Here is a 21,829-nt window from a genome sequence, read left to right on the forward strand (position 1 = left end):
ATCAAGAAAGACGAATCTCCTTAAGAGTTTGGTACTCTTCGTTCAACATCTCAAGTGTTTTCGCCTCACCAATCCATTCGATGAAGTCCATGTTGGAATCATCGAATCCTTTCTTGATTTTCGAGAGGAATCGTTTCGTCGGCATTTTATATTGAGATTCAAAGAGTTGTATTTTCTCTCTCGTTTTGCCAAGACTCATTTCGAGCAAATTCAATTCTTGTTCCAAGGCATTGGAAATCAATGCTCGAACTGTCTGTTTCTGTTTCGATGTTTTAATCGTGAGAGTTGTCATGTCTGTTATTGTTTCATCTGATATTTATTAAAAAACTCAATTCTTATCCTGATACACTTCTTTACGATGTTGAATTCTTTGAACGAATATCGTTCGTTGAGTATGAGCAATTTGATAAATGATTCGATAATCTCCAACACGGAGTTTATAACAATCTTTCCATTCTTTCCCATGTAATCTGTAGTGGGGAATGTTTTCAAAATTGCTTCCTAGCCATTCGAGTTTGTCAATAATGCGCTCGGAAATTATTGACGATAAAGAAGATAAGTCCGTTATTGCATTTTCAGAAAGTTCAATTTCAAACATGAATCAAATACCTAATGTTTTCCTCACTTGTTGAAGCGGTATAGTCTTTCCTTTTTTGGTTTCTCTTAGGGATTTCCGCAATCCCTTCTTGAAGTCTTCCCGCAATTCAAGATGGTCTTCATCGTCCTGAATCAGAGCAATCTTGATTCCATGTTCATCCTCGTAGAAAGGGATAAAGTTCTTTGTCAGTTCTTCTCTGACAATCTTCCGTACAATCTGTTTGAACTCTGTAAGACTAATGTCTGCAATTGTTTTTTTTCGTGCTTGTGCTACCATAGTTACTTACTTTCTTTCATCAAATGTTTCTTAAAAAATTCTTCAATGCGTTTGTATTCATCCAACCAACTTTCCGGTTGTGAAAACGAGTGTCCTTCATCGGGATAGACCATCACTTCAAAATCTTTTTTTGCTTTCTGAAGTTTGTCAATCAACTGCGCGGCATCCTGAAAAAAGACGTTGTCGTCAGCCATGCCGTGAAGAATCAGAAGCGGTTTCTTCAAACTGTCAACAAATGAAATCGGAGAACTTTTCTTGTACGCTTCAGCATTCTCTTCGGGCTTGCCGAGCCGTGCGCCGGTGTACCATTGATTGTGGCGGTAATAATTTTCCCAACTCGTTACCGCGCGCAACGCCGCACCGCACGCGTACTTATCCGAGAGCATCAAGCCCATCAATGCCATGAAGCCGCCGTAACTTCCACCGTAAATTCCCACACGCGCAGGGTCAATGTAGCCAAGCGAGTTCAAATAATCAAGCCCGTCAAGTTCATCCTGCAAATCTTTTCCGCCGAGGTGCATGGAAACATCCGTGCGGAAATCTTTTCCCAATCCGGCGCTTCCTCGATACTCGACTTCAAATACGACATAGCCAAGTTGTGTCAGCCGATGATGAAACATGTATTCCCGGTAATAATAACTCCACCCGCGATACACATTCTGCAAATATCCCGCGCCATGGACGAACACAACAACCGGGTATTTTTTTGATGCGTCGAAATCGTTCGGTTTGTAAATCATCGCGGGAATTTCTTTTCCATCCGAACTTTTGAACGAAACGATTTCCGGCTTCACCCAATTGATGTTGGCAAATTCATCAGGGACAGATTGAGTGAGTTGTGTGACTTCCGCTTTGAGCGGAAGCAGAAGCGACATTCCTTCATCAACCGCGACCTGTGCGCTCGAATCGCTCAGATGTGTTTCCACCCGGACAAGTTCTGTTGGTCGTGCAAAATCCGAATGTTTTGCAATAATGAACTTTCCGTTCTTTGAAAGAGTTGCCTCTTCATACGAACCGACGGTATCGCTGATGAGTTGCGCCGAGCCGGTGTTCAAATCAATATCATACAACAGCCATTGCTGATGACTTAACTCGTTGGCGATGCAATACATGTGGTTTCCTTTGGGCTCAATATCGAACCACTGAATTTCCCATTTGCCTTCCGTGAGTTGTGCCAAATCTTTTCCGTCCGGCAAAATGCTGTAAAGATGGTTCCATCCGTCCTTCTCGGAAGTGAAGATTATTTCGTTGCTGTTCGGCATCCACTTTGCCATTGTTTGACCCCCTTCAATCCATCCCTTGTCTGTTTCTTCGTAGATGCGTTTTGCTTTGCCGCTGTCGGAATCGGCAACGAATAATTCGCGCTTTTTCAAATCGGCAGAAATACGCTCGACCAATATTTTCGCGCCATCGGGGGAAATGGAAATATCTCCGATGTACGCTTTTTCTTCATCAGGAAATTTGAGCCAGATGGTTTTTCCCGTATCAACCGGAGCGATGCCGAGTCGGGTTTTTCCCAATCCCGCTTTGAACGTATTCGACGTAACATCTTTTCCTGTGAAGCGAGGCACGACAAATTCTTTCAATCCATCCTGGTCGGTTTCGAGAAACAAGATGCGCTTGCTGTCGGGAAAGAAATCAATCATGCGGACGTACGAGTTTTCGGAAGAAGGTTTTGCGATTTCATAGAGCGAAAGCTTCCAGACGGATGCGGCATACAACGTTTTGTCGGAAGAAAAAGCAAGTAGTCTGCCGTTCGGCGACCAACGAAGTCCGCGTTCCCACGATTGTGTTTTCGTAATTCGCTCGAAGTTGGTAAAACTTGTATCGGTGATAAAAATATCTCCGTTACGTGTGCAGGCAACCGTGCGGCTGTCCGTCGAAAGTTCAAATTCGCCGATGGTTGTATCTGATATTTGCCGCATGTTTTTTCCGTCTGAATTCAAAAGCCAGTAACGATACTTGTTCATCGCTTTATCGTCCCATGAAAAGATAATAAAGCCGCCGTCGTTAGAAAGCACCGGGCTCAATGGTCGTGTTCCAGCGATGTACGGTTTCAGGAAGATACGTTCAAGTGAAAGAAGCGATTCGGAAGAAGTTTGGCAATACGAGACGGAAATGAAGAAAGAACAGAAAAGCCACAGTGTGGCGGTTCGTTTAATGAAGAAACGATTCATAAGTGTGTGGAAAAGTATCGGGCGAAAATTGAAAATAAACTCTGAGAATATACAGAAGGCGGGAAAGACTTACAAGGGTTTATTGCACAATCGAGTAAACTTGATGACAGAATATTGATTTGATTTTACTCAGTATATTGAGTAAATTTACTCAATATACTGAGTGAGAATCACTACCATGAAAAAAGATTACAAACGAACTGTCTTTCATACGCTTCATACACGGCTTTCGGAAAAGCGAAAATTTATCCAAGTCCTTTCCGGTCCACGACAATGTGGTAAAACTACTCTTGCCCGTCAAGTTATCGAATCACTAAAGTACCCTGCTCACTATGCATCTGCGGACGATCCTTCGCCGCACAATACAATATGGATTGAGCAACAATGGGAGATTGCACGTATGAAAGCGAAAGCTGTTGGCAGTATTCTCGTTCTTGATGAGATACAAAAAGTCCACTCGTGGTCGGAAACAGTGAAGAAACTGTGGGATGAAGATAGTGCAAAAAAAATCCCTTTGAAAATTTTGCTCTTAGGTTCGGCTCCTCTCTTAATTCAAAAGGGACTTTCGGAAAGTTTGGCGGGACGTTTTGAAATAATTCCATTGACGCACTGGTCGTTTAAGGAAATGCATGATGCGTTTGGTTGGACGTTGGAAGAATACATTTACTTTGGCGGTTACCCCGGTACTGCCGATTTGATTAGCGACCATTCACGGTGGTCAAACTATGTTCGCGATGCGCTCATTGAAACAACAATCTCCCGTGATATTCTCTTGCTTACAAGAGTTGACAAACCAGCGCTCTTGCGACAGTTGTTTCATCTTGGCTGTGCATATTCCGGGCAGATTGTATCATATCAGAAAATGCTTGGACAACTTCATGACGCAGGGAATACCACAACGTTAGCGCATTATCTTCAACTTCTCCATGCGTCGGGGATGTTAACGGGGTTGCAGAAAGTGACAACATCGGCAATCCGGCAACGGGCATCAAGTCCAAAATTCCAAGTCCTGAATACCGCTTTAATCTCTGCTCAGTTTTACAACTCGTTGGAGGATTTGCTACGGCAACGAAATATTTGGGGTAGATTGGTTGAGTCGTGTGTGGGAGCGCATTTACTAAATAGTACAGTAGGTACAAAAATACAGGTAATGTATTGGCGTGAAGGTACGAGTGAAGTTGATTTTGTTCTAGTTGACGGGAAGAAACTTACCGCTATAGAAGTGAAAAGCGGAGCAGAAAAAGGAGTGATTCAAGGAATGCAGGTATTTGCAAAATTATTTCCACAGTGTAAGAAGTTGCTTGTGGGAGGGGATGGAATACCTGTCCGGGAATTTCTCGAGACTCGCTTGCATGACTGGTTGACTTAACTATCGAATATTCCCAGATTCTTTTTACAATTTCTCCCGATGTTCCAGCGCAAACCTAAGAAGCGCGTTCGTTCCCGTGATTTCTAATTTCGTGCAAATGTTGTGTCGGTGCGTATCAATCGTTTTCGGGCTGAAGAATAATTCGTTTGTGATATTTTTTGTTGCTTTGTTATTTTCCAAATGCCATCGTTTATTGCAATCAATTCAAAACGAATCTATCCTTGAAAGAACAGAAATGCTGGGGAAGAAACAATAAGTATTCTGCATTGTTTGTTCGAAAGTAGAGGGCGGAATCTGAGTGGGATTGTCAACAGAACTTTGACACAAGTTTGCATTATTAGGCGGTTCTTCTTATACTCTTGCCATGAATTTCAGACGCTTCTACTTTTATTACTTTTACTTTAGCCCGATCTCCCCGAGCCCGGACTTGGAGCGTCGTTCTTAAAAAAACATAAATCAAGAATGTACAAACCCCGCCGAGCAATCAGCGGGGTTTTTTATTTTATCACCAAACAAAAAGGAAATCATTATGGTTATTGTTATGTCATCAAAAGCAACGGAAGCGGATGTGCAGGTCGTGACCGAGCATGTGGAAGCGCTCGGATTGAAAGCGCATCCGATTTTTGGCGTCGAGCGAATCGTCATCGGCGTGATTGGCGATGAACGACTGATTCAGAAAGACCAACTCTCGCTCATCCCGCATGTTGAAACCGTCATCCCGATTCTCAAGCCATACAAACTCGCAAGCCGTGAGTTGAAACAGGAAGACTCAATTATTGATGTCGCCGGAGTGAAAATCGGAGGGAGGGAAATGGTTGTTATTGCCGGACCGTGCTCAGTGGAAAATGAAGAACAACTCCTTCAAACAGCACACTCGGTGAAAAATGCGGGAGCGAAGCTGTTACGCGGCGGCGCGTACAAACCTCGCACAAGTCCCTATGTGTTTCAAGGCTTGGGTGAAGAGGGATTGAAGTTGCTGATGAAAGCGAAAGAAGAAACCGGGTTGGGAATAGTGACGGAAGTTATGGAGACGGCGGATGTTGAATTAGTCGCTGAGTACGCTGACCTGCTTCAGGTTGGCGCACGGAACATGCAGAACACGCGCTTACTTCGTTCGCTCGGAAAAATACAGAAGCCGGTTCTTCTCAAACGAAATTTCTCAGCGACGCTGAATGAATTTCTGATGAGCGCGGAATACATTCTCTCCGGCGGAAATGAGAAAGTAATTTTATGTGAACGCGGCATAAGAACGTTTGTCGAATACACACGCAACACACTCGATCTGAATGTCGTACCGGCAGTAAAGCAACTCTCTCATTTACCCATCATTGTTGACCCGAGTCATGGAACAGGACGCCATGATTTAATTATCCCGATGAGTCGCGCCGCAATCGCCGCCGGCGCCGATGGGTTGATTATTGAAGTCCACCCCAATCCCGCTGTTGCCTTCTCCGATGGCGAGCAATCACTTACTCTCGAAGTATTTCAAGAACTGATGAAAGAAGTCAGTCTCATCTCCAAAGCAATGGGACGAATCGGTCAATCACAGTAACATCAATCCGCAATCGGCAATTCGAAATTCGAAATCACTAAGGTGGGTTATGAAAAATATTTTGTTTATACTTATGCCCGCAATGAAATTCACCATCATACAAGGAATTGAAAAATGATAGTTGTCATGAAATCCGGCGCAAAAAAGTCGGACGTACAGAATGTTCTCAAACTTATTAAACGCTTAAAACTCAAGCCGCATCTTTCCGCCGGCATTGAGCGAACGATTATCGGCATCATCGGCGATGAGCGGTTGTTCAAGAAAGAACAGTTCTCGATGTTGCCGGGAGTTGAAAATGTTATTCCCGTTCTCAAGCCGTACAAACTTGCAAGCAGGGATTTCAAAAAAGAAAACTCAATCATAGACGTTGCCGGAGTGAAAATCGGAGGCGATGCACTTGTCGTGATTGCTGGACCATGTTCCGTCGAAACGAAAGAACAATTGTTGAGAACCGCTAAGTTGGTGAAGAAAGCCGGAGCGCATCTGATGCGGGGCGGAGCGTACAAACCGCGCACAAGTCCGTATGCATTTCAGGGTTTGGGAAAAGAGGGATTGAAATATCTTGCCGCGGCACGAAGAGAAACCGGACTCGGCATTGTTACGGAAGTGATGGAATCTCAGGATGTCGAATTGGTTGCCGAGTACGCTGACATGTTACAGGTTGGGGCGCGCAACATGCAAAACACAAAACTTCTCCGTTCGCTCGGAAAAATCCGCAAGCCGGTTTTATTGAAACGAAATTTTTCTGCCACGCTCAGCGAGTTCCTCATGAGTGCGGAATACATTCTTGCCGGCGGCAACGAACAGGTTGTTCTGTGCGAGCGCGGCATTAGAACGTTTGTTGAATACACACGCAACACGTTCGATTTAAATGTTATTCCTGTCGTCAAACAACTTTCCCACTTGCCGATTCTTGCCGATCCAAGTCATGCAACCGGCAGACAGGACATCGTTATCCCGATGAGCCGCGCGGCGGTTGCCGCGGGTGCGGATGGATTGATTGTCGAAGTCCACACAAATCCTGCACAGGCATTTTCCGATGGCGACCAATCGCTCACGCCGCAAATGTTTGGCGAGATGATGAAGGAAGTGAAAGCGGTCGCTAACGCAATCGGGCGAACTCTTTCTTAGTGTTTCTTCGTGTCGTTCGTGGTTTGATTCATGCAAGCATCGGTCCTCAAAAAACTCAAAGAACTTCTCGGTTCGGAGAATGTTTTTGATTCACCCGAAGCGCAACTTGCGTATTCGTATGACTCGACCACCGGATTAGCCTCGCTTCCCCTCGCGGCTGTCCGACCATCTTCCGCTGAACAGATTTCACAAATTGTACGACTTGCAAACGAGGAACATTTTCCAATCGTTGCACGCGGCTCGGGGACAGGATTAAGCGGCGGAGCGATTCCGCTGAATAATGCAATCGTCGTTCTCACCAATCACTGGAACAAGATTGTTGAGGTTGATGAAGAAAATCTGACGGTGACAGTTCAACCGGGAGTTATTACAGGACAACTTCATCAGGCAGTAGAAAAACTTGGATTGATGTATCCGCCCGACCCTGGAAGTTCGACGATTTGTACCATCGGTGGCAACATTGCTGAAAATGCGGGCGGCTTGCGCGGATTGAAATACGGCGTCACAAAAAATTATGTACTGGGGTTGGAAGTTGTTCTGCCGAACGGAGACATTATGTTCACCGGAGGAAAGATGGTGAAGGATGTCGCTGGCTACAATCTCAAAGATGTCCTTGTCGGTTCGGAAGGAACGCTCGGTATCTTCACAAAAATTCTTCTTCGACTTATTCCCAAACCTGAAACTTCAAAAACTATGCTTGCATTTTTCCCGACAATGGATGATGCGGCGAAAACCGTTTCCGCAATCATCGCGGCGAAAGTTACTCCCGCGATGCTGGAGTTTCTCGACAACACCACGATTCGATGCGTGGAAGATTATGCGCATCTCGGCTTACCGGTTGAATCGGCGGCGATGTTGTTGGTTGAAGTGGACGGGCGGAGTGTGGTGATTGAGGAAGACGCACTTCGAGTGACGGAAATTTGTAAGAAGCATAACGCTACGTCGGTAAAAGTCTCTGCCAATGAGCAGGAATCTATCAAATTGAAAGCGGCGCGGCGTTCCGCATTTACATCGCTTGCACGGGTGAAACCGACGACAATTATGGAAGATGTCGGAGTTCCCCGCTCTCGCATTCCCGAACTTGTTGAACATATCAATAATGTTTCGCGAAAGTATGACGTAATGATTGGAAACTTCGGTCACGCAGGAGACGGGAATCTTCATCCGAATTATCTCACCGATTCGCGGGATAAAGAAGCGTTCGCCCGCGCAGAAAAAGCGGTGATTGAAGTAGAAGAAGGAGCCATCAATCTTGGCGGGACAATCACCGGCGAGCATGGAGTCGGTTTATACAAAAAGCGATTACTTGAAAAAATGGTTGGTTCTCCCTCTGTTCAAATGATGAGAACACTCAAGCAGATGATGGACCCGAACAACATCATGAACCCGGGAAAAATCTTCGACCTGAAACCGAAGTGCGAAGGGAAACTTCCGAGAGAGCGGGAGGAGATTAAGAAGTTTGAGGAAGTTGCGTGGATGTAATTGATAGACAATTCTAAGTTATATAGTATTCTATGGCTTTTTTATAAACAACAAGAGGTTGTCTCAAAAGTTAGGTTTCATCGTAGGCGCAACCTTCATGGTTGCGCTTCCGCTATGATGTTCAAGAAATTGTGTACACTTCTCCCGGGACAACTTCTTGAAGTTTGGTAAGAACAGATGGAACCAAAGGACGTACATACTCTAAACGGTTAAACGGGGTATCAAGAACAAGCACAGCAAGAGAATACCTTTTGATAGTTTGTTGAAACTGAAGTCTCTTGTCTATTGTAATGAAGGCTTGGAATCCATTGCTTGAAGCCAGCGAAAGCAGTTCTCCGTTCACTTTGCCTTCCCACCCCATATCCTGAACCGTAAAAGATTCATGAGGCATCAGTTCACGTTTCAATCTCCAGTTCAAACATTCATCAAGCAACAACTTCATTATACTCTTCACTAACCAAAGAATGTTCAGCAGTTTCAAGCAGTTCGATAACCTGTTCTCGTTTTACGGTAGGGAAGTCTAACAAAAAATTGTCTATTGTGTCGCTACACTCAAGATAATCGAAGAGTGTTTTGATGGGAACTCGTGTTCCTCGAAAGACCGGCATTCCACTGAGGATGTCGGGCGAAATGGAGATAACGGATGTATTCATGGCATTTCTTTTTGAGAAGATACAAATTTTTGCATTTCAGTACAATGCCAGCAAAAGCATGCAAGTTTCGAAGTATCGGCGGTTCAATTCCGTCCCTGTCCACAAACATGTAGGGCGACTCGCTGAGTCGCTTTTTTTTGTGACCCTATAATATATTAATCAGAACATTCTTGGGTTAATTAAAAACGCTTTAATATCATAATATCATAATATCATTCTGCGGCTGAAAGAGGTTGCCCCGTACTATTAACTACTTGTTTCCAAAACATTCCTTTGATTGGAACACTTTTTTTTCCAAGCTGTACAAGAGTTAATGGTACCAAAACGAATTCTGTTAACCAAAGAGAAATCATACAATCAGTATATCCTGCTAATGCATTATCTACGGCTAACGCACCTAATCGCTCACAGTAAATTTGATCATGTGCATTTGCAGGTACGGCGCGAATATTATGTCTTGGTTGATTCGGAAATACGGGCATGTAAGAACCATGGGCATCTTTAACTTTTTTCTCTATATACAATTGAAATGAATTGAGAAAGTTCTTCTTTGTTACTCGTTTCCCATCTATCTTGACATTATTGTTTTCTAGTATCGTACCTACCCCTTCTGCTACAACAATTAGTGCGTGAGGATTGTGATGATTTAAATCCTCATCTCCTACTCGTTTTTCAATATGTTCAATAATATCATCTAAATATTTTTTTACTTGTTTATTATCAAGTGCTTTAAAAACCTCAGGAATTAATACAGCATCCACGTGACCACTTGCTAATGTAGAATTAGCTGCGACAAATCCGGATTCGGCACCAAATAACTCTATTAAGCAAATTCTGCGCGTTGCCTCTGCCTCACTCCTTAAAGTATTAATAACTCTAGTTGCTTGTTCTACCGCTGTATCGAATCCAAATGATTGCCAGACCCATAATACATCGTTATCCATTGTTTTGGGAATACCGATAATACTCCTCTTAGGATTTCTTATTGCGATTTCATGTGCAGTTTTCAAGGAACCATCTCCACCTATAATATACAGGATATCAATTCTATTCGATTCTAAATTTTTTGTTATTTCAGAAGCGAGAACCTCTATTACCTTTTTTCCTTGATGTTCACTCCCTTCGGTATTGTGGTAGTATCTCACAATGCCTAATTTTGAACCCCCTTGATCTAACCATTCTTCTGTTATTGTACTGTCCAATTCGATAGTATTGGAAGCCATATCGCATAAACCACGAAAACTGTTATATACTCCAAAGATTTTTCCTTGAGCCGCTCCATATGTATCTCTATGTCGTTTAACAATACTATGAATTACGCAATGTAAACCTGGAGCTAATCCACCGGTTGTTACGATTGCAACACGTACGGTTTGGGGGTCAAAAAGCAATTTAGACCGGGGACCTGCTTCATAAAAAGACGGGATTATTTTATTTTTCTTTCTAAAATTTTCAATTAATTCAGTGTCGGCAATAAGCACTTTTTTAGAATCAAACTTACGATATAATCCTAGAATTCTTTCATTCAGTCTATTGGATAAAAACGTCTTTTTATCAATAAAATGAACTTCAGTATTGAGTTCACCTTTCTTCTTTAATGAATCTAGAATAAAAGTTCGTTCACTTGTCAACGATGTAATATCAGTAATTCTTTCAAGCATTTTTTTCTAATAATAATTTTGTTAATACGGTTTGCAAATTAGAATTAAGTAAGGAGTTGCCACAGTTATAATCATTATAGATACACAATTTTGATAACTGAATTATGTAGATATGTGTAACTGCAACAATTATTTCTTAGAGGCAACTCGTTACACTATTTTACTTTCCTAAGCAAGGCAAATTTTGATTCATCTTCTACGGCGCCGGAGGCGGCGCAGGAGGTTCTTCCGTCTTCTCCTCCTCATCCATGCCGTACAACACGAACCGTTGGTAGCGCGCATAATCATTTGCATACAACAACTTCCCGATATTGGCGACATCGGAAGTTCGTTCCCACACCTTATTCAAGAGTAGGATGCGGTCTTGCGCTTCAACCGTCCGGTGGTCTTTCTCCACTTCCTGTGAGGTATTTGCGCTATCAAGTTGTGTGTGGAGTGAAGCAAGTTCATCAATGCGAGCCTGTGTACAATTTGCAGCAAGCAACTCCGGCGTATATTTTACCGCCGCCATCGAAACCTTCTTCATAAACAGAATTAACTTCGGTTGCGAGCGTATGGCTTCCTCGTAGTCGTCAAACCCGAACTCCTTCTGCTTCGCGAGGTTATTCGGAAACGCATCCAAGACAAATGGTTTGAACAACTGGAACGCACTGCCGCACGAGGTCATCAGTGTTTTCACCGATGTCGTTGCGCCAGTTAATTCAGCCCGGATTGAAGAATCCTGCTCGGTTGCCTCAGCCGCTGTAATATCAGCGAGCCAATCGCTTCCGTATGGCGACTTATATTTGATATTATAGTTTTGAAAATCCGAATTATACTCCGTAAACGCCGCGTGTTTCTCCTTCGAGATCTCGAGCATTTTCGCATCGTCTATCTTATAAATCCGGACTACTTCATTAGGTGCACCCATAATGTTTTCCTTATGATGTTGTAATAAATGAAAAATGAATTACGTGGATTTTCCACACTCGCATCGTGCCGCCTACAGCGGTTTCTTTGATAGATATCATTAATCGATTAATAAAAATAATCATACATGTTTTTCTTCCATAGAAACGAAGTTGAGGAACGCTCCAATTATCAGAAGGAACAACCCTGTAGAATGTCGGAAGAACGTGATACACCGGAAAAAGTTATCGCTTGGATGGCGGAAGCAACCCTTCGTGGTACGGAAGAAACAGAGAGTATTTCGGAAACATGTGATAGGATGTCGGAAATTTCCCATCAGGTTTGGGAAGAAGTCGCTTCGTACTTGGAAGTTACGTCTATGGGGTCGGAAGCAGTAAAGAGGGGGTCGGAAGAAGTCGCTCGGCGGCAATATGGCGCTTCCCAAGCACAAAAACCCTGTTTGTGGTAGTAAAGTGGGAACTCCATGATGGAAAAACGTGTGTTTTATCCCCGCAGTGGAGGAAACCAACAAATACGCATTTCTGCCATATTTTTTAAGAAAACGACAAATCATTCAAAGACTGATAGACAACAACAATAACTAATGCCTGTCTCCTGCCTGAGAGCATCCTTCGGGGACTCCCGCAAGTTAATCCTTACCACACAAGGTTCGCTCGATGTTGGCGATTGAAAAACTCCAAAACCGAGAACAACCTGATGCAAAGAAGAAACAAGGTTGCTTCCTGACAAAGAAGAAAATGTTTTATGAAATACAGTATATGATATGAAATCGTTTTGCCTGAGGGAGCGTCGCGGAAATAATGACGGCGACAGAACCATGCCCAAGTGGCATGGAGATATACAAGAAAAATTAGAGGGTAATTAAACTGCGGAGGAAGTCACCCTTCAACTCCAGTCCACCATGCGGACTTCGTATATCAACGACGGGGTAACGTAAGAAATTTTTTGGAAAAAGGCAAGCGATAAATAAAAAAATAATAAAGTAGGAAGTAATATATCTGGTTCAACCAAATGTACTTTAAGTCTCATTATCTATCAAAAGATATTCCCATGTCAGTAAACATAGGTCTTAATTCTGATTCGGTTAATGGCCATTTATTCCTGAAAACATTTTTTTGTTTTTCTATCATAAAATAGATAAATAAAATAATCGGTTGCTTGTAAAGAAACGATAGATCCAGATTTCTTTTAATAACATTAGCTAAATAAGAATGACGTGAAATAAAAGCTTCAATGTCCGCAATGTTTGTATTGTTAATGGTTTCTCGATAAGCATCCAAAATATAAATATTAATTTTAGGTTCTATGTCTGTGGTTTCATAACATTTATATATTTGAGTTAAAGCATTAAAGAATTTATTAATGTTTTCGTCTGCATTTCTTAAAGTCATATCAACCTCAGAAAAAATTTTATCTGTTGTTTCAATTAATGCCATACTACGAGCAACAGACCTGATAACTTGTGGAGATTTGTACGATGTAGGTTTATAAATTAAATCATGTGTGAGTTCTGAGTAAGCATGTTGTAAGAGTGTTCGAATTTGTACTTCGCATGGAGTGGATTGAGGAATTTCAATTCCATTATAAGAGAGATTTTCCTTACTTCTTAAAATGTAATGTACAGACTGGTAATCAAAGATAAGAGGATTCCTCAACCGTTCTTCTTCGAAATCTCTATCTTTTGAATAGATCCAGGTCATATTAGTATTTTCAATAATACCTTTTATGATCTCGATATCTTCAATAAGTAAAACTACATATCTAACTCCAACCTTGTCTGTAATATCTTCATATGGATTGTTATAATTTTTATTTCGATAGAATGCCTTGGCGACAAGTGAGTCAATCTCTTTAGTTCTTGGTTTCGGATTTATTTTAATAAATGAATCAAGCTTTCCTTTATCTCCGAGTTTGTGTGTTAAATGTTGGTTTAGTTGTTCCAGGACGTAATTACCCCATGCCGTGTAAACTTGTTTCTCAGAAGAGTATCTTGTTCTAAATTCCTGTTCTGTCATTAGTCCACTTTCTTTATAGTACCTTTAATTGAAACGATAGTTCTGTCATCTTCAGTCTTTGAAATAATATGAACTAAATCTTCAAAATTATCTGATGGAGATGATATTTTTACATCTGACGTAAATTTAATATTTCTCCGTCGTAGTTTATACATAATGTATGTTATATCCTTATTTATTTGTCTGTCAGGTAATCCTTTGTCAAACATAAATTCCGAATAATTATCTTTTTGTTCTGGCTCAAGATATTCATCAGCAAATTCTGTGACTGAAATAAGATTATTTTGTGAGACTTTTAAATATGTATAAAGACCTGTTTCCAAATCTAATTTGGTATCCTCGGGAATATTGAGTGTTTCAAAAAACTCCTTTGTATAATGATAGAAATCACTTGTAAGTTTTTTGTCAGAAGGTGAAAACGTACACCCCAAAAATGTTTCATAAAAATATTGTGCGGCCTGCTGCGTTTCAGATTTGGTCATGTTATGGTCGTAGACAAAAACCAAATAATTTTCCGGTAAGATTGAACCATTTTGTGGAGAATTATTCTCAATAAAGAGAGCAATTTTATATAATTTTTGTTGTGGCGTTAATAGAAGATCGGATAAAAATTCTAACGATAGAACATTGTCATCTTCGATAATATTAAACCCACTATGTATTTCAGCTTTTATTATTCCTAAAAATCTTTTGTTATTTGATCCAATAGTTCCATCGAAAACTACCACTACTCCACCGGGAATAATTCGCGAAGTTTGTGCTTGTGCTAACTTTAGAGGCAACTTTTTTGATATTTCCTTAAAGTCGTTGTCAGCAGAAGCTATTAATTTTGTACTAACATCAAATACACTTTCTGGATTAGTTCCATTAATTTGCATCTCCAGACTATACGATTCATTGCCTAAAGCATTAATAATACGCTCTTGCAACGTAGCAATTCCCTTGATATCAAGCGTGGTAAACTCTGTGCTATATTTCGGTGGAACAATATCACGATTATCAGATCTTTGATAAACCTCATGGACAATTATTCGTTTAATTAGAAGATTATTGAATCCAAATGGCATTTTTACTCCTTAATATGTGCATTAATTTTCAATAGATATTTGTAGATACCGTTATGTAATAACAATATATGTCGAAAATATTTATTCCTCTTTCGCTCTCATCGTATCCCACAACGCATATCCAAACAATAGCAGGAACATCACCAATCCGAGTATTTCGCCGCCCTGTGATTCTGCCCAGTGAGCGTTGAAGTATTTGTCGTTCCAGTCTTTATCAACAAAGTGGACGATGGCGTTGAGAACGCCAAAGAGTGAACCGCCTGCGATGAAGCCGGAAGCGATGAGCGTGCCACGGGAGAAACGAGCGTTGTTCAATTTTTCGTTCTTTGTTCTTGTTGTAACAAACCACGCAAGTAACCCACCGATGATGAGTGGTGTGTTCAAATCTTGCGGGAGATACATGCCGAGTGCAAATGCGAGAGGTGAGATTCCAATCGTAACAAGGATGAGGGAAATCATCGCGCCGACGAGATACAACACCCACGGAGCGGGAACATTCGACATCAAGGGCTGAATGATTGCCGCCATCGCGTTTGCCTGCGGCGCGGGAAGTTGCTTCGAATCTTTGAAGCCGAACGCATCATTTAAAATAAAAATCACCAGAGCAGTGGAAGCGGCGGAAACGAGGATGCCGAGAAATTTCCATGTCTCCTGTTTCTTTGGCGTTGTGCCGAGCCAATAGCCGACTTTCAAATCGGTGACGAAACCGCCCGCAACCGATAGCGCGGTACAAACAACTCCGCCGATAAGAAGCGCACTTAACATACCGGTGTTGCCGCTCAATCCCATTCGGACAAGAATGAAAGAAGAAAGTATCAGCGTCATCAATGTCATTCCTGAAACAGGATTGTTGCCGGTGATGGCGATAGCGTTTGCCGCGACGGTGGTAAAAAGAAATGAGACGACCACAACGATAAGCAATCCGCCGACAGCATGCATCGGGTCGTCAACAACATTGCCTGCAAAAAATGCAAATGCGAGAACGGCGGTAAGGACCAACCCCACAATTACGTGAAGCATTTTCATATCGGTCTGCCATCGCACGGTGGTTTCCTGATGCGATGTTCCTTTCCCGATTTCTTTTACGGCGAGAGAGAGCGCACCACCGATTATTTTTCGTGAGCGGATAATGCCGATAATTCCCGCCATCGCAATTCCGCCGATGCCGATTTGCCGGACATACGCACGGAAAATTTCTTCTGCACTCATATCGGCAATCAGTTTTGTCGCTGTCGCACCAAGCGGAGTTGTCAATCCGTGTCCGATTTCATACACAAGAGGAATGAGAACATACCACGCGAGGAACGAACCTGCGGCAATAATCGTCGAGTATTTCAACCCGACGATGTAACCGAGTCCGAAAATCATCGAGGAGGAATTGATTTTTGCAACGATTTTTAATTTGTCTGCAACAGTCGCTCCCCAGTCGAACATTCTGGTTGAAATGACTTCAGCCCATGCACCGAATGCGCTGAAGAGAAAATCAAACACGCCGCCAATCAATCCGCTGATGACAAGTACTTTAGCCTGGCCGCCCCCTTTTTCACCGGCGACAAGAATTTCCGTTGTCGCTGTCGCTTCGGGGAACGGCAACTTGCCGTGCATATCTTTGACAAAATATTTTCTGAACGGAATGAGGAATAAGACGCCAAGAAATCCGCCTAGAGAAGAAGCCGCAAACATCTGAAAGAAACTTGCAGGTAAATCAAGAATGTAAAGAGCGGGAATAGTGAAAACCGCTCCCGCAACAATCACTCCCGAACTTGCGCCGATGGATTGGATGATGATGTTTTGTCCAAGTGCGTTTTTCTTTTTTGTGACTGCCGAGATTCCGACGGCAAGAATTGCAATCGGGATTGCCGCTTCAAACACCTGCCCGATTTTCAGACCGGAGTATGCGGCGGCGGCGGAGAAAAGTACCGCCATGATTAATCCCCACACAACGGAGTATGGTGTTACTTCCTCCTGTGGTTGGTTCGGGTCCATGATGGGGCGATAGGTTTCGCCTTCTTTGAGTTCTTTGTACGCGTTGTCGGGAAGACCGCTTGTAGTTGGAATGTGTTCCATGGTTGTTCCTGTTTTTCTATGTTAGTAAAAGGTTTGAGTGTTTACAGGTTTCGGGTTTCAGGTTACTTATTAATTGCTTGCACAAGCAACGGATAATATTCTTAATATCTATTGACTATTATCCGTTGACTATTGACAATTAATATTATCTGCTCTTCTCCACCCACACCTGCGCAACATTCACCACGGTCTCGACTGCTTTTTCCATTCCCCAAACGGAACACCATTCGGTTTTGCCATGGTAATTTTGTCCCCCGGTGAAAATGTTTGGGCAGGGAAGTCCCATTGCTGTCAGACGTGAACCATCAGTGCCGCCGCGAATGGGAACCCACTTCGGTTCCATTCCGGCGCGTGTTGCGGCTTCAAACAAACAATCAAGCACACGCACGTCTTTCTCACAACCCTCGCGCATGTTGCGGTATTGTTCTTTGATTTCAAGTTCGATGCGCGCTTTCGGGTGAAGCGGCTTTACTTCTTCGATAATCTTTTCAAGTTTTTTCTTGAGCGAATCAAGTCCGGTTGTATCAAAATCTCTCAGGAGGAAGTTCAATGTTGTTTTTTCTTCTTCACCCTTCAACACATGAGGATGGAGGTATTGTTCGTAGCCTTCCGTCGTTTCGGGCGAACAATCTTTCGGCAGTCGAACGATAATATCAGCCATTGTTTTGATGGAGTTGACCATAATTCCTTTTGCTGTCCCCGGATGAATGTTCCGGCCATGAACGGTAATTGTTGCGGAGTTTGCCGAGAATGTTTCTTTGTTCAATTCGCCGGGAGAATCGCCATCAACGGTGTAGGCAAACTGCGCTCCGAATTTTTGGATGTCGAAGTATTTTGTTCCCGCACCGATTTCTTCATCGGGAGTGAATCCTATTTTGATATCACCGTGAATGATGTTCGGATTGTTGAGTAATGTTTGAATAGCAGTCATGATGATTGCAATTCCTGCCTTGTCATCCGCGCCGAGAAGAGTCGTTCCATCAGTTGTAACAATTGTTTTGCCGATGTTCCGTTTCAATTCTTTGTTCTCCGATTCTTTGATGATGACCGACGGGTCGCCGGGGAGAATGATGTCGCCGCCCTGATAGGTTATCACTTGCGGTTTCACGTTCGTGCCGGAAGCGGAAGGAGATGTATCAACATGCGAGATAAATCCGACAGCAGGAGTTTTGCCAAACGCTTTGTCCGATTGAGGAATGTTGCTTGGCAGTGTTGCCATCACGTATCCATACTTATCAATGGTAACATCGGGCAAGCCGAATGCTTTCAATTCCTGAACAAGCAGGTTGAGCAAGTTCCATTGTTTGTCGGTGCTGGGATACGTGGTTGATTCTTCGGAAGATTGAGTATCAATCTTCACGTAACGGAGGAGGCGGTCGAGTACGGTTTCGTTCATAGTAATACTTTCGGAAATTCTGTTGAGATTATTGAGGCAAAAAAATTATATACATGAGGTCGCCTTCGTCAGCGCTCAGGCTACGGGCGGTGACCTTGTGAAAAACGCGTGTGATTCTATGAATTTTCTGCATAAAAACCAAAAGAAATTGCCCGCTTTTTCTTACATTTGTACCGATGAAACAATCAAACAAATCTCTGCTTAGAATACTCCCGGTTACTCTTCTTGTTCTCGTACTCTTCCCTGTTCAATTGGTTTTCGGACAAATAGAAAACCTGAGTGATGAGTGGCGTTGGGTGCATTTTACTTCGGTGTATGGATTGCCGTCGGAAAATGTCATTTCTATAGTTGAAACAAAGAGCGGAACGATTTGGGCGCTCACTTCCAACGGCGTTGTTTGGTACGATGGTTACCAATGGATTCTTGCAGAAGAAAAAGAATTGCCTTCATCTAAACCGACGTGGCTTGGCGATTGGATAGCCGACAGTATCGCTTTGGGATTTGAAAGCGGAGTGTATATCGGCGTTCAACATCAGTTCAGGAAATTACCAAATTACATATCAGCGCCTGTTTTTCCGTTCAATGAGCGGGAGATTCTTTTTCTTGAAAAAAATTCTGTGGTAAAGCATGATGGAAGTGTGAAAACTGCTGTTGATGAGTTGTTGACATCAAACAAAACAATGAATGTATGGAAGACAAATGCTCAACAGATATGGCTCAATACTTCTTCATCGTTAAGCCGATGGAACGGTGAACAGTTCGAGACGGTCATTGCTGACTCGACGGAATTGATTCGTGTGAACATACTGAAAGAAAATATTCATAGAACGGGTATCGCTTCTGTGGTTAGCCCGATGGAGATGAGAGGAATTTGGGAGTGGGATAGCACATCGGTTCCGGTGTTAAATGTGTCGGAGAAAGGGAGTCAGGTGTTATGTTTGGATGTTGCGCCGAACGGAGACGCTATTGCCGTGTATGCTTCGGGAGAAGTTCGCGTCAGAAAGCAGGGAGTGTGGAGTTCGCCGGAACATGTGCCGCGCTTTTTGCAGGAATGTAAGTTCCTCAGGTTTGCTTCGAATGGCGATTTGTGGGTTGCTACAAGTAAAGGATTGTATCTCCTCAAGCGGTCTGTTGCGTTATGGTCGAACATCACCCACAAGGAATTGACGTTACGTAACAATGTGAATGAAATTCTGTTTGCCCGCGATGGAACGCTCTGGCTTGGAACGGGAGACGGAGTAGAGATTCACCGAAACGACAGCACAGTAGAGTGGATTTCCGAAATTGAAGGAAAACATTTGTATGGTGTAACAGGATTAGCGCAGGATGTGTTCGGAAATATCTGGATTTCGAGCGGGACAACATTCAGCGGCGCATATCGTTGGGATGGAACTCGCTGGCAACATTTCGATATTGGTGAACACCCGGAAGAAAATCGTTTTCACAAAATCAGAACATCGTTTGATGGTACGCTCTGGTTTCTCGGGCTCGCAAGTCGGGGAACTGCATCAGGGATTGTACAACCCGGTGTGTTCCGGTTCATGAATGATGAGTTTATTTCATTCGGTGATTCGACGAATGTCTACCGTAATCGCGTGTACGCGTTTGCAGAAGGACATGATGGAGCAAAATGGTTCGGAACAGTAACGGGAATTTATCGCTTCAGAAATCAAACATGGACACATTGGGGAATTGAAGAAGGATTGAAAATTGCCCGAACATTTACACTTGCTATTGATGATGAAAATATTCTCTGGTTCGGCGACCAGGATGCAGGCGGCGGGTTAGGGTATATTGATGAAGAAGATAATGTTCACTACTTCACGACAACCGATGGACTGATTCACAATCAGGTGTGGGATTTGGTTGTAGATACTCTGGGAATATTGTGGGTTGCGACGGAAGGCGGGTTGTGCAGTTATACAAACGGAACGTGGACTACGTACGGAGAAAAAACCGGTTTAAGTTGTTTATCGCTCTGGACAATTCTCCCGCGAGAAAACCAAGTGTATGTGGCAACGCGCGGAAAAGGATTGGCGATTCTTCATCGCGGAGCAACTGCGGCTTCATTTCCCCGTGTTGTAATAGAAAGACCATTGATTGATGGAGGCAACGTGCAGATTCGCTGGAGTGTGTTTGCATTCATGGGTGAACTTTCGGCTGAGGAAATTCAAACGCGCTACCGGTTCGAGAATCAAACGTGGTCGGCGTGGACGACAGAACGAGTTTTCCATCTCGAACATCTTCAACCAGGTACCTACTCGTTATCTGTGCAGGCGAAAGGATTGTTCGGTCAGGTTGACCTGAGCGGGAAAACAATTTCCTTTACGATTCCGCCGCCGATGATTCAACAGCCCTTGTTTTATCTTCCCATTGGGGGATTGGCTCTTGCGTTCGTGATTCTCGCGTTCACGTATTTCATCAGGAAACGAAAAGCAGATGCGGAACTCCGGCGGAGCGAAGAAAAATTCAGAACGGTTACGGAAACGACGCCTGTTGCAATTTTTATTTTTGATGAGACCAAGACGCTGTTTCTCAATCCTGCGGCAGAGAAGTTGACCGGAAGTTCTTCGAGCAATTTGATGCAAATGAAGTTGATTGAATTGTTCAGCGAAACAAGCCGGGAAGCATTTCTTGCTGAATCAAAATTGCTTGATGAATCTTCAAACAGAACAAGAAATCTCGAAGTGCAACTTCAAGCACAATCGAATGGAGAGCGATGGGTGGAATTCACGCTCGGTCGAATCGTGTTCGAAGGGAATCCTGCAATCCTTGCGGTTGCGTTTGATGTTACCGAACGGAAGAACGCAGAGGCAAAACTAGTCTCACTCGCTTCCGAACTTTCGGGAACGGAGGAACGTGAGCGACAACGGATGGCAACGTACCTGCACGATTATATCAGTCAAAATCTTGTTTTTTGCAAGTTGAAATTGCACGGGTTGCAACAAGTAATTTCGGATGAACAATTTCTTCAGCAGGTTCGTGAAGTGCAGGCGCTTGTCGAGCAACTCATCCGCGATTCTCAGACGCTGACGTTTGAATTGAGTTCTCCGCTGTTGCATGAACTCGGACTTGAAGCGGGACTGGAATGGCTTGCCGAGCAAATCGAGCAGCGGCACGGAGTGAAATGCTCGTTCGAGGCAAGTCAGCGAACGATACAACTTGAACATGAATCGGTGGTGTTATTGTTCACCATCGCACGGGAACTCTTGATGAACGTAACGAAACATGCACAGGCAACGAGCGCACGAATCGCTTTGCTTTATCAACCGAACAAAGTTCTTCTCAGCGTGAACGATGACGGGAAAGGATTCAATGTCGAGATGCTCGGTTCGAGAATATCCAAGCAAGGCGGGTTCGGATTATTTAATATCAAAGAACGACTTGTGTATGTTGGCGGCTCGTTGAATATCGTTTCGAAACAAGAACGGGGGACGACGGTGACGGTAACTCTGCCGATGAAGAAAAAGGAGTGA

19 protein-coding genes are annotated in these 21,829 nt (G+C 43.2%); 6 read left to right on the forward strand and 13 right to left on the reverse strand.

Features of this window, described 5'->3' with window-relative positions; all coding sequences use genetic code 11:
• Window position 1: 1 nt before the first annotated feature.
• The 4 genes from HY960_04830 to HY960_04845 are packed head-to-tail and all read right to left on the reverse strand — an operon-like array spanning window position 2 to window position 3,051.
• The gene (locus tag HY960_04830) at window positions 2–292 is read right to left on the reverse strand and encodes a hypothetical protein (protein MBI5215055.1); all 291 of its coding nucleotides are present in this window, start codon (window positions 290–292) and stop codon (window positions 2–4) included.
• A 36-nt stretch (window positions 293–328) separates the two neighbouring features.
• Window positions 329–598 (reverse strand): type II toxin-antitoxin system RelE/ParE family toxin, encoded by a 270-nt coding sequence (locus tag HY960_04835; protein ID MBI5215056.1) that lies wholly within the window; start codon window positions 596–598, stop codon window positions 329–331.
• A 3-nt stretch (window positions 599–601) separates the two neighbouring features.
• A complete protein-coding gene (locus HY960_04840) occupies window positions 602–874 on the reverse strand; it encodes a hypothetical protein (GenBank protein ID MBI5215057.1) in 273 nt (90 codons plus the stop codon).
• Window positions 875–876: 2 nt separating this feature from the next.
• Complete coding sequence (locus HY960_04845; GenBank protein MBI5215058.1) at window positions 877–3,051, reverse strand: S9 family peptidase; 2,175 nt, start codon at window positions 3,049–3,051, stop codon at window positions 877–879.
• Between the two features lie 178 nt (window positions 3,052–3,229).
• On the opposite strand from HY960_04845, the gene HY960_04850 reads away from it, so the two are divergent.
• Entirely contained in the window at window positions 3,230–4,420 is a 1,191-nt protein-coding gene (locus HY960_04850) for an ATP-binding protein (GenBank protein ID MBI5215059.1), read from the forward strand.
• A gap of 24 nt (window positions 4,421–4,444) precedes the next feature.
• Here HY960_04850 and HY960_04855 read toward each other — a convergent pair whose 3' ends face one another.
• Entirely contained in the window at window positions 4,445–4,600 is a 156-nt protein-coding gene (locus HY960_04855; protein MBI5215060.1) for a response regulator transcription factor, read from the reverse strand.
• Between the two features lie 349 nt (window positions 4,601–4,949).
• Between HY960_04855 and aroF (HY960_04860) the strand changes: the two genes are divergently transcribed.
• The 3 genes from aroF (HY960_04860) to HY960_04870 all read left to right on the forward strand — a co-directional run bounded on the left by aroF (HY960_04860) (window position 4,950) and on the right by HY960_04870 (window position 8,585).
• The gene (aroF, locus tag HY960_04860; GenBank protein ID MBI5215061.1) at window positions 4,950–5,972 is read left to right on the forward strand and encodes a 3-deoxy-7-phosphoheptulonate synthase; all 1,023 of its coding nucleotides are present in this window, start codon (window positions 4,950–4,952) and stop codon (window positions 5,970–5,972) included.
• A gap of 114 nt (window positions 5,973–6,086) precedes the next feature.
• On the forward strand, window positions 6,087–7,103 hold the full coding sequence (gene aroF / locus HY960_04865) for a 3-deoxy-7-phosphoheptulonate synthase (GenBank protein MBI5215062.1): 1,017 nt from the start codon (window positions 6,087–6,089) through the stop codon (window positions 7,101–7,103).
• Between the two features lie 30 nt (window positions 7,104–7,133).
• Window positions 7,134–8,585, forward strand: a complete 1,452-nt coding sequence (locus tag HY960_04870) for an FAD-binding protein (protein MBI5215063.1) — start codon at window positions 7,134–7,136, stop codon at window positions 8,583–8,585.
• Window positions 8,586–8,706: 121 nt separating this feature from the next.
• Here HY960_04870 and HY960_04875 read toward each other — a convergent pair whose 3' ends face one another.
• The 4 genes from HY960_04875 to HY960_04890 form a co-directional block, all read right to left on the reverse strand.
• On the reverse strand, window positions 8,707–9,027 hold the full coding sequence (locus HY960_04875; protein MBI5215064.1) for a DUF5615 family PIN-like protein: 321 nt from the start codon (window positions 9,025–9,027) through the stop codon (window positions 8,707–8,709).
• Window positions 9,011–9,238 carry a DUF433 domain-containing protein gene (locus HY960_04880; protein ID MBI5215065.1) on the reverse strand — a complete coding sequence of 76 codons (228 nt, stop codon included), beginning with the start codon at window positions 9,236–9,238 and terminating at the stop codon, window positions 9,011–9,013. Before HY960_04880 ends, HY960_04875 begins: the two co-directional genes overlap by 17 nt.
• Before the next feature lie 212 nt (window positions 9,239–9,450).
• Window positions 9,451–10,899 carry a 6-phosphofructokinase gene (locus tag HY960_04885; protein MBI5215066.1) on the reverse strand — a complete coding sequence of 483 codons (1,449 nt, stop codon included), beginning with the start codon at window positions 10,897–10,899 and terminating at the stop codon, window positions 9,451–9,453.
• A 196-nt stretch (window positions 10,900–11,095) separates the two neighbouring features.
• Entirely contained in the window at window positions 11,096–11,809 is a 714-nt protein-coding gene (locus HY960_04890; protein MBI5215067.1) for a hypothetical protein, read from the reverse strand.
• A gap of 192 nt (window positions 11,810–12,001) precedes the next feature.
• On the opposite strand from HY960_04890, the gene HY960_04895 reads away from it, so the two are divergent.
• Window positions 12,002–12,256 carry a hypothetical protein gene (locus HY960_04895; GenBank protein ID MBI5215068.1) on the forward strand — a complete coding sequence of 85 codons (255 nt, stop codon included), beginning with the start codon at window positions 12,002–12,004 and terminating at the stop codon, window positions 12,254–12,256.
• Window positions 12,257–12,836: 580 nt separating this feature from the next.
• On the opposite strand, the gene HY960_04900 is transcribed toward HY960_04895, so the two are convergent.
• The 4 genes from HY960_04900 to pepT all read right to left on the reverse strand — a co-directional run bounded on the left by HY960_04900 (window position 12,837) and on the right by pepT (window position 18,353).
• Window positions 12,837–13,823: a hypothetical protein gene (locus tag HY960_04900; protein ID MBI5215069.1), complete on the reverse strand. Its 987-nt coding sequence runs from the start codon at window positions 13,821–13,823 to the stop codon at window positions 12,837–12,839.
• Entirely contained in the window at window positions 13,823–14,890 is a 1,068-nt protein-coding gene (locus tag HY960_04905) for a nucleoid-associated protein (protein MBI5215070.1), read from the reverse strand. The genes HY960_04900 and HY960_04905 overlap by 1 nt, the downstream gene beginning before the upstream one ends.
• Before the next feature lie 81 nt (window positions 14,891–14,971).
• Window positions 14,972–16,957, reverse strand: a complete 1,986-nt coding sequence (locus tag HY960_04910) for an oligopeptide transporter, OPT family (protein ID MBI5215071.1) — start codon at window positions 16,955–16,957, stop codon at window positions 14,972–14,974.
• A 145-nt stretch (window positions 16,958–17,102) separates the two neighbouring features.
• Entirely contained in the window at window positions 17,103–18,353 is a 1,251-nt protein-coding gene (pepT, locus tag HY960_04915; protein ID MBI5215072.1) for a peptidase T, read from the reverse strand.
• Between the two features lie 176 nt (window positions 18,354–18,529).
• Between pepT and HY960_04920 the strand changes: the two genes are divergently transcribed.
• The gene (locus tag HY960_04920; GenBank protein ID MBI5215073.1) at window positions 18,530–21,829 is read left to right on the forward strand and encodes a PAS domain S-box protein; all 3,300 of its coding nucleotides are present in this window, start codon (window positions 18,530–18,532) and stop codon (window positions 21,827–21,829) included.

Source organism: Ignavibacteriota bacterium (assembly GCA_016212665.1).
Classification (GTDB): Bacteria; Bacteroidota; Ignavibacteria; order UBA10030; family SZUA-254; genus FW602-bin19.

Coding starts and splice junctions, on each gene's coding strand:
- HY960_04830 (MBI5215055.1), bottom strand. CDS start 292: ATGACAACTCTCACGATTAAAACATCGAAACAGAAACAGACAGTTCGA.
- HY960_04835 (MBI5215056.1), bottom strand. CDS start 598: ATGTTTGAAATTGAACTTTCTGAAAATGCAATAACGGACTTATCTTCT.
- HY960_04840 (MBI5215057.1), bottom strand. CDS start 874: ATGGTAGCACAAGCACGAAAAAAAACAATTGCAGACATTAGTCTTACA.
- HY960_04845 (MBI5215058.1), bottom strand. CDS start 3,051: ATGAATCGTTTCTTCATTAAACGAACCGCCACACTGTGGCTTTTCTGT.
- HY960_04850 (MBI5215059.1), top strand. CDS start 3,230: ATGAAAAAAGATTACAAACGAACTGTCTTTCATACGCTTCATACACGG.
- aroF (MBI5215061.1), top strand. CDS start 4,950: ATGGTTATTGTTATGTCATCAAAAGCAACGGAAGCGGATGTGCAGGTC.
- aroF (MBI5215062.1), top strand. CDS start 6,087: ATGATAGTTGTCATGAAATCCGGCGCAAAAAAGTCGGACGTACAGAAT.
- HY960_04870 (MBI5215063.1), top strand. CDS start 7,134: ATGCAAGCATCGGTCCTCAAAAAACTCAAAGAACTTCTCGGTTCGGAG.
- HY960_04875 (MBI5215064.1), bottom strand. CDS start 9,027: ATGAAGTTGTTGCTTGATGAATGTTTGAACTGGAGATTGAAACGTGAA.
- HY960_04880 (MBI5215065.1), bottom strand. CDS start 9,238: ATGAATACATCCGTTATCTCCATTTCGCCCGACATCCTCAGTGGAATG.
- HY960_04885 (MBI5215066.1), bottom strand. CDS start 10,899: ATGCTTGAAAGAATTACTGATATTACATCGTTGACAAGTGAACGAACT.
- HY960_04890 (MBI5215067.1), bottom strand. CDS start 11,809: ATGGGTGCACCTAATGAAGTAGTCCGGATTTATAAGATAGACGATGCG.
- HY960_04895 (MBI5215068.1), top strand. CDS start 12,002: ATGTCGGAAGAACGTGATACACCGGAAAAAGTTATCGCTTGGATGGCG.
- HY960_04900 (MBI5215069.1), bottom strand. CDS start 13,823: ATGACAGAACAGGAATTTAGAACAAGATACTCTTCTGAGAAACAAGTT.
- HY960_04905 (MBI5215070.1), bottom strand. CDS start 14,890: ATGCCATTTGGATTCAATAATCTTCTAATTAAACGAATAATTGTCCAT.
- HY960_04910 (MBI5215071.1), bottom strand. CDS start 16,957: ATGGAACACATTCCAACTACAAGCGGTCTTCCCGACAACGCGTACAAA.
- pepT (MBI5215072.1), bottom strand. CDS start 18,353: ATGAACGAAACCGTACTCGACCGCCTCCTCCGTTACGTGAAGATTGAT.
- HY960_04920 (MBI5215073.1), top strand. CDS start 18,530: ATGAAACAATCAAACAAATCTCTGCTTAGAATACTCCCGGTTACTCTT.